The 10,444-nt window shown below is 61.7% G+C and carries 8 protein-coding genes; 1 reads left to right on the forward strand and 7 read right to left on the reverse strand.

Annotated features, from left to right (window positions below):
• Positions 1 to 186: 186 nt before the first annotated feature.
• Genes IT41_RS18355 through IT41_RS18375 form a run of 5 tightly spaced genes read right to left on the reverse strand, consistent with a single transcriptional unit; the run spans position 187 to position 7,684 of the window.
• A complete protein-coding gene (locus IT41_RS18355; protein ID WP_036744092.1) occupies positions 187 to 2,814 on the reverse strand; it encodes a nitrate reductase in 2,628 nt (875 codons plus the stop codon).
• Between the two features lie 12 nt (positions 2,815 to 2,826).
• On the reverse strand, positions 2,827 to 3,678 hold the full coding sequence (locus tag IT41_RS18360; protein WP_036744094.1) for a formate/nitrite transporter family protein: 852 nt from the start codon (positions 3,676 to 3,678) through the stop codon (positions 2,827 to 2,829).
• An 11-nt stretch (positions 3,679 to 3,689) separates the two neighbouring features.
• Positions 3,690 to 4,022 (reverse strand): nitrite reductase small subunit NirD, encoded by a 333-nt coding sequence (nirD, locus tag IT41_RS18365; protein ID WP_036744097.1) that lies wholly within the window; start codon positions 4,020 to 4,022, stop codon positions 3,690 to 3,692.
• Complete coding sequence (nirB, locus tag IT41_RS18370; protein ID WP_036744099.1) at positions 4,019 to 6,454, reverse strand: nitrite reductase large subunit NirB; 2,436 nt, start codon at positions 6,452 to 6,454, stop codon at positions 4,019 to 4,021. Before nirB ends, nirD begins: the two co-directional genes overlap by 4 nt.
• 18 nt (positions 6,455 to 6,472) lie before the next feature.
• Positions 6,473 to 7,684: an MFS transporter gene (locus IT41_RS18375; protein WP_036744101.1), complete on the reverse strand. Its 1,212-nt coding sequence runs from the start codon at positions 7,682 to 7,684 to the stop codon at positions 6,473 to 6,475.
• Positions 7,685 to 7,699: 15 nt separating this feature from the next.
• Here IT41_RS18375 and IT41_RS21045 point away from each other — a divergent pair, with 15 nt between their 5' ends.
• Positions 7,700 to 7,918, forward strand: a complete 219-nt coding sequence (locus IT41_RS21045) for a hypothetical protein (protein ID WP_139221786.1) — start codon at positions 7,700 to 7,702, stop codon at positions 7,916 to 7,918.
• 62 nt (positions 7,919 to 7,980) lie between these two features.
• Here IT41_RS21045 and IT41_RS18380 read toward each other — a convergent pair whose 3' ends face one another.
• Together IT41_RS18380 and IT41_RS18385 are read right to left on the reverse strand one after the other, a co-directional pair.
• Positions 7,981 to 9,162 (reverse strand): ABC transporter substrate-binding protein, encoded by a 1,182-nt coding sequence (locus tag IT41_RS18380; RefSeq protein ID WP_036744103.1) that lies wholly within the window; start codon positions 9,160 to 9,162, stop codon positions 7,981 to 7,983.
• Positions 9,159 to 9,746 carry an ANTAR domain-containing response regulator gene (locus IT41_RS18385; RefSeq protein ID WP_036744105.1) on the reverse strand — a complete coding sequence of 196 codons (588 nt, stop codon included), beginning with the start codon at positions 9,744 to 9,746 and terminating at the stop codon, positions 9,159 to 9,161. The genes IT41_RS18380 and IT41_RS18385 overlap by 4 nt, the downstream gene beginning before the upstream one ends.
• Positions 9,747 to 10,444: the final 698 nt, after the last annotated feature.

Genomic DNA, 10,444 nt, shown 5'->3' on the forward strand with positions numbered 1-10,444 from the left:
TAGCTGAACAGCGACTCGCTCGCTTCGTCCGTCCCACGCATCGTCACCCTCACCACCGCTGCCGTGCCGGAAGTGAATCATGTTCTCAAAACCGCGTCGAGACCGGCCTTTTTCAGCAGCCTGTTAAGTACCCGCATCCACGCCAAAGCAAGGGAATAGCGAATACGCCAGCAAACCCGCATCAGATCAGCGATCAACTGCCCCTGCAGTCCGAGCCAGCATCCTTTTCAACTCGGGCCGGCATGATCCGCAATTCGTCCCCGCACCCAGGGCAGCGCCGATTTCATTAAGGGTAGCTGTTTTCCGGGTCGCGATGAAGCGCGCGATCCTGTTAGCACCGATTCCAAGACAGGCGCAAACGACAGCGCCTTCGTCCTGCCGATCGCCTCCCGGCCTGCCCGCAAGGATGTCTGCAGTCTGATCGCTGTCCAATGCCTCGGCGATATGACTGCGGGACAGGGCCACTGGCCCGGGCGAAACAAACAGAGCTGCCTGCAGGCGGCCGTCTTGAAGAAAGGCCAGCCGGACAGTCCCGTGATGGCGGTCACGCATGATCATTGGCGTGGTATCCAGGCCGAAAAGTTTTGCGGCCTCTTCTATCCAATCACGGGGGGGTTCCTTCCACGCAAGTTCTGCCTGATGGCCTTTAGGAAGTTTGGCGATGGCCAAGTAATCGCCGGCCGCGTTGATCTCTGATTTCGACACGGCAAACCCGTAACAGCCTGCCCGGAAGGCGCTTATATTCACGGCGGCGGATTTCAGGGCGGGCTGCCCCGAGATCGGATCGGTCAGACCCGGAACAAGCGAAGATACACGACCCGCCGATGACGTCTCGCCGGTCCAATGAATGGGCGCAAAAGGATGGCCGGGTGCTGCACGATCCGTGATCAGAACCCGCAGGATTGCGCGGCCATGTTCGTTCTCGACCTGCGCCAGACCGGCCGGGGCAAGACCCAGCCGCTCGGCATCGCGTGGGTGAAGCTCAAGGAAAGGCTCGGCGATATGGCGGGACAACCTGGCAGCCCGTCCCGTCCGTGTCATGCTGTGCCAATGGTCGCGCACGCGCCCGGTATTCAGCGTGAAGGGTGCCGCAATATCGACCGGCCGCCGGTTGGCGGGAAAGATCGGGACCATGCGCCCGCGCCCCGATGGCGTCTGAAAAAGCCCGTCTCCGAAAAAGCGCCCACCCTGGCGCGACGGAGATTGCGGCCAGAGGAACGGCTCCATCCTGTCATATTCAGGCGCTGTCGTCGCACGATAATCCGAGATGTCGAAGTCGCTGCCAAGCCCGCCAGCCACGCCGGAAAGCGCCGCATGTTCCGCGAAAATCTGCGCAGGCCCCGTCCAATCAAAGGCATCGGCCCAGCCCATCCGCTTGGCCACATCCGCCATGATGCGCCAGTCGTCCCGCGCCTGCCCCGGAGCGGCAAGAGCACGGCGCTGGCGGCTGACCCGGCGTTCGGAATTGGTGACGGTTCCGTCTTTTTCCGCCCAGCCGGTCGCAGGCAACAGCACATCCGCCAGACGCGTTGTGTCGGTTTGCGCCACAATGTCTGAAACGACCGTGAAGTCGCAGCCCTTGATGGCACGGGCCACGCGGTCGGCCTCTGGCATGGACAGGGCGGGATTGGTGCACATGATCCAAAGCGCCTTGATCCTGCCTTCTTCGACGGCCCGGAACATGTCCACCGCTTTCAGGCCCGGTTTCTCGGCGATACGCGGCGCCTGCCAGAAACCCCGGACGGCGTCGCGGTGATCCGGGTTGTCGATATCGAGATGGCAGGCCAGCATATTCGCAAGCCCGCCAACCTCGCGCCCGCCCATGGCATTGGGCTGACCGGTGACCGAAAACGGCCCCATGCCGGGCTTGCCAATCCGGCCGGTGGCAAGGTGACAGTTCAGGATCGCGTTGACATTGTCAGTCCCGCTTTCGGATTGGTTGATGCCCTGGGAATAGACCGTCACCACACGCTCGCTTGCGGTCCACAGGTCCAGAAAGCGGGTCAGATCGGCATGGGGCAGACCGGTCGAGGATAGCGGAGTTGCCTGTGCTGCGGCCAGCGCATCCTCCATCCCGTCCAGATTGGCGGCGAAACCGTGATCGATCAGGCCACGGCGCGCGATTTCCGCCAGCAACAGGTTGAACAGGACGGTATCCGTTCCCGCATTCAGCGCAAGGTGCAGATCGGCGATGTCGCAGGTGGCCGTGCGCCGGGGATCGACGACGACGACCTTTGTCCCGCGCGTCTCTCGTGCCGCGGCCAGACGCTGATACAGGATCGGGTGACACCAGGCGAGGTTCGAGCCGACAAGGACCACCGTATCGGCAAGCTCAAGATCCTCATAGAGCCCCGGCACCGTGTCGCTGCCAAAGGCGCGCTTGTGACCCGCCACCGACGACGCCATGCAAAGCCTTGAATTGGTGTCGATATTGGCGCTGCCGATAAAGCCCTTCATCAGCTTGTTGGCGACATAGTAATCCTCGGTCAGCAATTGCCCCGAGACGTAGAAGGCGACCGAATCCGGCCCATGTTTGGCGATGGCATCGCTGAAACGCTGCGCGACCAGATCGAGCGCCTGATCCCAGCTCGATCTTTTGCCGTGGATATAGGGATCGAGCAGGCGTCCCCGCAGGCCCAATGTCTCGCCAAGCGCGGCGCCCTTGACGCAAAGCCGGCCCTTGTTCGCGGGATGATCGGGATCGCCCTCGATCGCCAGCCCGCCATTGGCCAGCGGCGTGGCCAGAACGCCGCAGCCCACTCCGCAATAGGGGCATGTCGTCCGGATCGGTTTGGTTGCGGGCTGCATGTTCATGGTCCGGGCCCTTTATTCGGCGGGCATGACGGCGGGTTGCGGCTTGACCGGCTCATCCCGGTCAAGCTCGGGCGAGGTCTTGTAATGCGTGGCATAGATCATTGCGCCGACAAAGGTCAGCCCGCCGACCAGATTGCCGATGACCGTCGGGATCTCGTTCCAGATCAGATAGTCGGCGATGGTGAAATCGCCGCCCAGCAGCAGCCCCGAGGGGAACAGGAACATGTTCACGATGGAATGTTCGAAGCCCATGTAGAAAAACACCATGATCGGCATCCACATCGAGATGACTTTGCCCGACACGCTGGTCGACATCATCGCCGCGACCACCCCGGTCGAGACCATCCAGTTGCACATCACCGCACGGACAAAAAGCGTCAGCATGCCGGCCGCGCCATGTGCCGCATAGCCGACGGTCCGTCCTTCGCCGATATGGCCGATCCGCTGACCGACTTCGTTCGGGGCCTCGGACCAGCCGAAAGTGACGATGATCGCCATGAAGATCGCCACGGTGAAGGCGCCAGCGAAGTTCCCGCAGAACACAAGGCCCCAATTGCGCAGCATCCCCTTCATGGTGACGCCGCGCCGCTTGTCCAGCAACGCCAGCGGGACCAGCGTGAACACCCCCGTCAGCAGGTCGAAGCCCAGCAGATAAAGCATGCAGAAGCCGACCGGAAAAAGTAGCGCACCGATCAGCGCATTGCCGGTATTGACGGTGACGGTCACGGCAAAAGCCGCGGCAAGCGCCAATATCGCGCCTGCCATAAAGGCGCGGATCAGCGTGTCCTTGGTGGACATGAAAACCTTCGCCTCACCGGCATCGACCATCTTTTTCGCGAAATCGCTGGGTGTCACGTAAGACATCTTGAAACTCCTCAGGCTACGCGGCGGGCCATCAGCCCCGCGCTGATCAGAATGCGGCCATGCTCGACACGGATCGGATAGGTTCGGACATGGCCTTCATCCGCGCCCTGCGCTTCGCCCGAATTCATTTCGAAGACCCAGTTATGCAGCGGACAGGTGACCGAGCTGCCATGCACGATCCCCTCAGAAAGCGGCCCGCCCTTATGCGGGCAGCGGTCGTCCAGCGCGAAGACCTGGTCATCCGCGGTGCGGAAGACGGCGATGCAGCCCTGCGCGGTCTTCACCACCCGTGCGCCCTGTTTCGGCACATCATCCAAAGCTCCGATATCGACGAAATGGGTCATTCGGCGGCCTCCAGTGTGAAATCGGCAAGCGGCGCCCATTTGGGCGTCTCCAAGGTGGTGGAATGCTCGGCCCAGGGATCCTTGCGATAGACCGACTGGCTGATCTCGAACCGCGCGACCAGATCGCGGCGATTGTCGAGATCATCGACGACCTGTTCCTTCACCCAGTCCAGCCCGACCTTTGCGACCCATTTCCAGGGGCGATGCAGATATTGCGCATGTTCGCGGTAAAGCTGGACAAAGGCGGTGATGATCTCGACCGTTTCGTCCTCGGTCGCGGCATCGGCCAGATGTTCGGTTTCCTTCACCTCCATCCCGGCGGCACCGGCCACGCTGATCTTGAAGCCGGAATCCACGCAGATGACGCCGACATCCTTGCAGGTCGCCTCGGCGCAGTTGCGGGGGCAGCCAGAGACACCCAGCTTGACCTTGTGCGGCGTCCACGAGCCCCAGAGCAGCTTTTCCAGACGGATGCCCAGCCCGGTCGAATCCTGCGTGCCGAAACGGCAGAATTCCGACCCGACACAGGTTTTGACGGTGCGCAGCCCCTTGGAATAGGCGTGACCGCTGACCAGTCCGGCCTGGTTCAGATCGGCCCACATATGCGGCAGATCCTCTTTCTTCACGCCCAGCAGATCGATCCGCTGACCGCCGGTGACCTTGACCATGGGAACGTTATATTTGTCCGCCGCATCGGCGATGGCGCGCAACTCATCCGGGGTGGTCACACCTCCCCACATGCGGGGCACGACCGAATAGGTGCCGTCTTTCTGGATATTCGCATGGTTGCGTTCGTTCACAAACCGCGACTGGCGGTCGTCCCGATATTCCAGCGGCCATTCGGCCAGCAGATAGAAATTCAGCGCCGGACGGCAGGAATGGCATCCGCCGACCGATTTCCACCCCAGTTCCTGCATGACGGCGGGGATGGATTTCAGACCCATCGACTTGATCAGGCGGCGCACATCCTCATGCGTGTGATCGGTGCATTTGCACATGCCTTCCGGGGCCTCGGCCACGTCACCGCCAAGGGTAAAGGCCATGACCTGCTGCACCAGTCCGGTGCAGGTGCCGCAGGAACCGCTGGCCTTGGTGGTTGCGCGCACCGCATCCAGCGTGGTCGCGCCGTTCTGGACGGCCTCGACGATCGTGCCTTTGCATATGCCGTTGCAGCCGCAGATCTCCGCCTCAGGCGGCAATGCTGCAACGGCCGCCATAGGGTCCGGTGCGGCACCCCCCTGATAGGCCGGACCGAAGATCAGCGTGTCGCGCATCTCGCCTATATCCGTGCCCTCCTTCATCAGCCCGTAGAACCAGTTGCCATCCACTGTGTCGCCATACATGACGACGCCGATGATGCGATTGTCCTGAAGGACCAGGCGCTTGTAGATACCGCGCCCCGGATCGCGGAAAACGATATCCTCGCGGCCTTCTCCCTCGGCAAAATCGCCGGCGCTGAAAAGGTCGCAGCCGGTGACTTTCAGCTTGGTCGCGGTCTGGACGGGCTGGAACGCGGCCTCTTCTCCCAGCAGAGTTTTCGCCAACACCTTGGCCTGATCGTAAAGCGGCGCCACCAGCCCGAACAGCTGCTGACGATGTTCGACGCATTCGCCAAGCGCGAAGATATGCGGATCGCTGGTCCGCAGCGCGTCATCGACGGCAATCCCGCGTTCGACCTCAAGATGCGCGTCGACGGCGATGCGGGTTTCGGGGCGGATACCGACCGCCATACAGACCAGATCGGCGGGATAGACGGTGCCGTCTTCCAGCAGCACCGCCTCGGCCCGGCCGTTGCCCATAATTGCCTTGGTCGCGCCCTTGCAGTGAACGGTGATACCGCGCTTTTCCAGATCCTTTTGCAGCAGATAGCCTGCGGCCGGATCCAGCTGACGCTCCATCAGGTGATCCATCAGATGAATGACGGTCACTTTCGCCCCGCGCGACGCCATGCCGGCGGCGGCCTCCAGCCCCAGCAGGCCGCCACCGATCACGACGGCATCCTTGCCGGCCATGCCCGCCTCGATCATGGCATTCGTATCCTCAAGGTCGCGATAGGTGACAACGCCGGGCAGTTCTTTTCCTGCCACAGGAATGATGAAAGGGGCTGAACCCGTCGCAATCACAAGCGCATCATATTCCGCGCTGGAATGGTTGGAATGAACCACGCGGTTCTTGCGGTCGATCCTGACCACCGGCTGCCCGAAGCGGCAATCGACGCCATGCGCGACATACCAGTCTTCGTCATGGGTGACGATGTCGTCGTATGTTTTCTCGCCCGACAGAACCGGGGACAGCATCAGCCGGTTATAATTTCCGCGTGGCTCGCCGTTGAACAGCGTCACGTCATAGGCGTCCGGATTCGCGTCAAAAAGCTGTTCCAGCATCCGGCCAGAGGCCATGCCTGCACCGATGACAACCAGTTTCCTTTTCATCGCTCGTTCTCCTTCAGGTCAGGCGGCTTGCGGCGCGGCAGCACGATCCATCCGGCGGATCGAGGCATGCATCCAGATCAGGCAACCGATCACCAGCACGAAGATCACCATGAAGCAGGTGGACCAGAGGCCGGTTTCCTCTTTCAGCCAGCCGAACAGCAATGGCAGGACAAAGCCGCCCAACCCGCCGATCATGCCGACAAGCCCGCCGACTGCGCCGACATTGTCGGGGTAATAGCTGGGGATGTGCTTGTAGACGGCGGCCTTGCCCAGGCTCATGAAGAAGCCGAGGATGAAGATCACGATCAGGAAGATGGCCACCGAAACCCCGGCGGGTATCGACAGGATCGCCGCGCAGGCCGCCGAGACGAAAAGCGTCCAATACATGACCATTCGCGCGCCGACGCGGTCCGACAGCATGCCGCCCCAGGCGCGGAAGATCGAGGCCGGGATCGAATAGGCTGCACCGACAATGCCGGCGGTTTTTACGCCAAGACCGTATACCCCGATCAGATAATGCGGCAGCCACAGAGCCAAAGCGACGAAGCCGCCGAAGCTGAAGAAGTAATATGCAGAGAACCGCCAGACCTGCCCATTCTTCAGCGGGGCCAGTTCGGCCTTCATACTGCGCAGCGGGGCCTTGCCTTCATGGCGCGCAGAGGTGACCGGATCATCCTTGCTGAGAAGCCAGAAGAGGATCGCCGTAACGACCAGCACCGCGGCCCAGATTTGCGCCGTGGCCTGCCATCCGAAGGCGACCATGACGAAGGGTGCGACGAATTTCGTGACAGCCGCGCCGACATTGCCGACGCCAAAAATGCCAAGCGCGGTGCCCTGCTTCCTGCCATCGAAGAAGCGCGAGACATAGGCGACCCCGACGGCGAAGGACCCTCCTGCAAGCCCGACGCCAAGTGCTGCGATCAGCATTTGCGCATATGTTTCGGCCCAGCCCAGAAGGAATGTCGCAAGCGCGGCGGCCAGCATGGTCAGCGTATAGACAAGGCGCCCGCCCAGCCGGTCGGTCAGCACGCCAAGCGCAAGCCGGACCAGCGATCCGGTCAGGATCGGCATCCCGATCAGCAGGCCGAATTGCGTTTCAGAGAGGTTAAGCTGTTCTTTTATCTGCAGACCGATGATGGAGAAGATCGTCCAGACGGCGAAGCAGATGGTGAAGGCGATGGTCGAAAGCGTCAGTGCCTGACGCGATTCCCTAGGGGATGTGGTTGTCATTATTGCGGTGCTCCGATGGCAAAACTGGGTTTCAGTGGCTGTCGGAAAGCGCGGCCATACGGCAAAAACCTGCCGGAAATGGGACAAAACGGCGAACCGCAGTCACGCTTTCATGAAGAATACCGCATCGTTGCGAGCAGACTGCAGGTGCGCCATTGCACCAAGCCTTGCCTCAACATCGCCCCCCGGCCGCCGCCGCCGCAAGCACCAATGCTGCAGAGCAGCAATTTTTGACAGGCGAGAGGCGCCAGCGCTGAGAATTCATGCGGCAAACGCGCGGCCTGCCTAAATTTTGATCAGCTTATTGACGAAAACTGTTCCGGCGGCTCGAATGTGAAGCCGTCGAAGAACCCGTCGGCGTGCAGAATCATCTGCCCGCTTTCGGCTGCGACCATACGGTCCTCGACCAGCATTCCTTCCAGCCGCGAGGACGCACCAGGCAATGCCGCCCCCGCCGGACGAAGATGCTTACGATAAAGATCGGTGCGGAAATGCTGCATCGCGCGGGCCATGGCAACGTCAATGTCTTTCCCATAGCGCAGCGCGATCCGCTTTGCGATCAGGGCGGCAATGCTGCGCCACGGGAAACTGGCGGCACCCGCATTGAATGCGATGAAACGTGGCGCCTCTCGCAATTCGCCATCCGCACACAGCAGCAGACGCCCGCTCAGGCCCCTGTCCGCCAGTTCCGGCGGCAGATCCAGATATCCGGCGCGCGAGATGATCTCGGCGGCGAGGCCACGCTGGTCGGGCTGATCCAGCCAGCGCCCCGCCCGCCAGACCGCCCGCATCAGCGCGCCGGTCTCATCCGGGCGTACGGCGGTGAAATCGCGCCGCAGGACAAGGCCCTTTTCCGGAGGCGCAGCCCAGATAGAAGTTCCGGGCAGCAACAGCGCTGCGGCCTCTCGTTCAACCGCGAAAGAGGCCCAGGGTTCGCCCACGCAGAACATGTCCACCTCGCCTGCCGCCATGGCATCGGTCATCCGCGGCGGCGGCACGGTGATCAACTTGACCTCTTCCGGCGCAAAGCCACTGACCCGCAGCCAGTAATCCGTCAGCTCCAGATGCGTTGAGAAGGTGAACGGGACACCCACGCGCAGAGGTGCCGCAACCACATTACGCAAGGCCTGCCCTGCGGCGCGAGGGTCGGCAAAATCGAACCCATAACCGATCCCGCGCAGCCGCGCCTCGATCGTGCGATTGACCGCGATGACCTGCCCGCCCTGGGACATGAACATCACCAGATCCATAGGCGGCAGCGGCGGCCCCAGCCCAAGCGCCTGACCAATGGGTATCGGCATCAGCATATGGGCTGCGTCGATCATTCCAGCGCCCAGCATGTCGCGAGCCTGCGTCCAGGCGCCCAATCGCACCAGCTCCAGCCGCAGTCCCTCTTCGGCGGCAAAGCCAAGTTCCTGGGCAACGATCAGCGGTGCCGCGTCGATCAAGGGCACATAGCCAAGGCGCAGCGAGATCATTTGCCCAACAGTCCCGCAGCCATGACCAGTTGCTGCGCGATCTCAGCGAGGCGTTTGCCCTGATCCATCGCCGCCTTGCGTAACAGTGCATAAGCTGCTTCCTCGTCGATTCCCCGCACCTTCATCAGCACCGCCTTGGCACGGTCAATGACTTTTCGTTCTTCCAGCGCGGCGCGCGTCGCAGCCAGTTCGGCCTTTATCCGTTGCATGATGTGAAAGCGCGCGATGGCGGCGTCGAGGATTGGCTTGATCCGTTCAGGCCGCAGCCCATCGACGACATAGGCCGATATTCCCGCCTCTATGGCAGAACGCGTCAATTGCTCATCCGTGCTGTCCGTGAACATCGCGACCGGCCGCTCGGAAGGCCCCGAGGCCAATGCCAGTTCCTCAAGAACGTCCCGGGACGGATTGGCCATGTCGATCAGCACCACATCCGGCTGCAGGCTGGCAACCTGGCGGGCCAGTCCGGCCTGCTCGGCCATCACACGAATCTCATGATCCCCAGCTTGACGAAGCCCATCGACGATGGACTTGGCCCGGTCGGAATCGGGCTCAACGACAACGATCAAAAGCTTCTTGTGCATTTGGATCGCAGATTGCTGTTGCAGTAAGCTGAATACAATATCGAGAACGATATGTAGTTGCCGCTGGACCATCGCTGCCCAATTTTTCGACGGTTGCTGAAAATTGCATCAACAGTTCAACGCGACCACGACACTGCGCAGGTTCGGCGGAAAAAGACCTGTCGCGGTACAGTATAACATCCGCAGCGATTGGGGTAAATTTCGTTCCAGAGCCGCGTAGCAGAATAGGGGCGATTACAGGTCCGGCCGGTGTAAAGCCGACATCGGCGGGTTGCGCAGCGAAAGACCGCTCTCCGCCCTTCGGAACGGCCCCACGGGTGGCAAGGGCGAGGAGGCTGCAGGTGCAGCGAACAGCAGAAATGTCCGCAATAGCAGACGCCCGGCGGGTGGCAAGGCGGATCAGTTTTGGCTGACGATTGGGGTGGAAGTGCCTGACGGTCCTGCCAGTCAGCTGCAGCAATACCTTACTCCGTGAGTCAATAATCTGTGGCATCTGACACCAGGGCGGGCCTCCGAGGATCTTCTTCGGACCAGCGGCACAGGATCTGGCCCGGTTGCCCACAGGCAGCTGCGCTCGATCCTTGATGGGGTGGATGCCCCTCCCGCGCCTCGTGGGCTACCGTGGGATAGAGAAGAGGAGGAACAGCAATGGACGAAGTTACCATCATCGGCGTCGATTTGGCGAAAAGCGCCTTTCA

This window comes from Paracoccus halophilus, from assembly GCF_000763905.1.
Classification (GTDB): Bacteria; Pseudomonadota; Alphaproteobacteria; order Rhodobacterales; family Rhodobacteraceae; genus Paracoccus; species Paracoccus halophilus.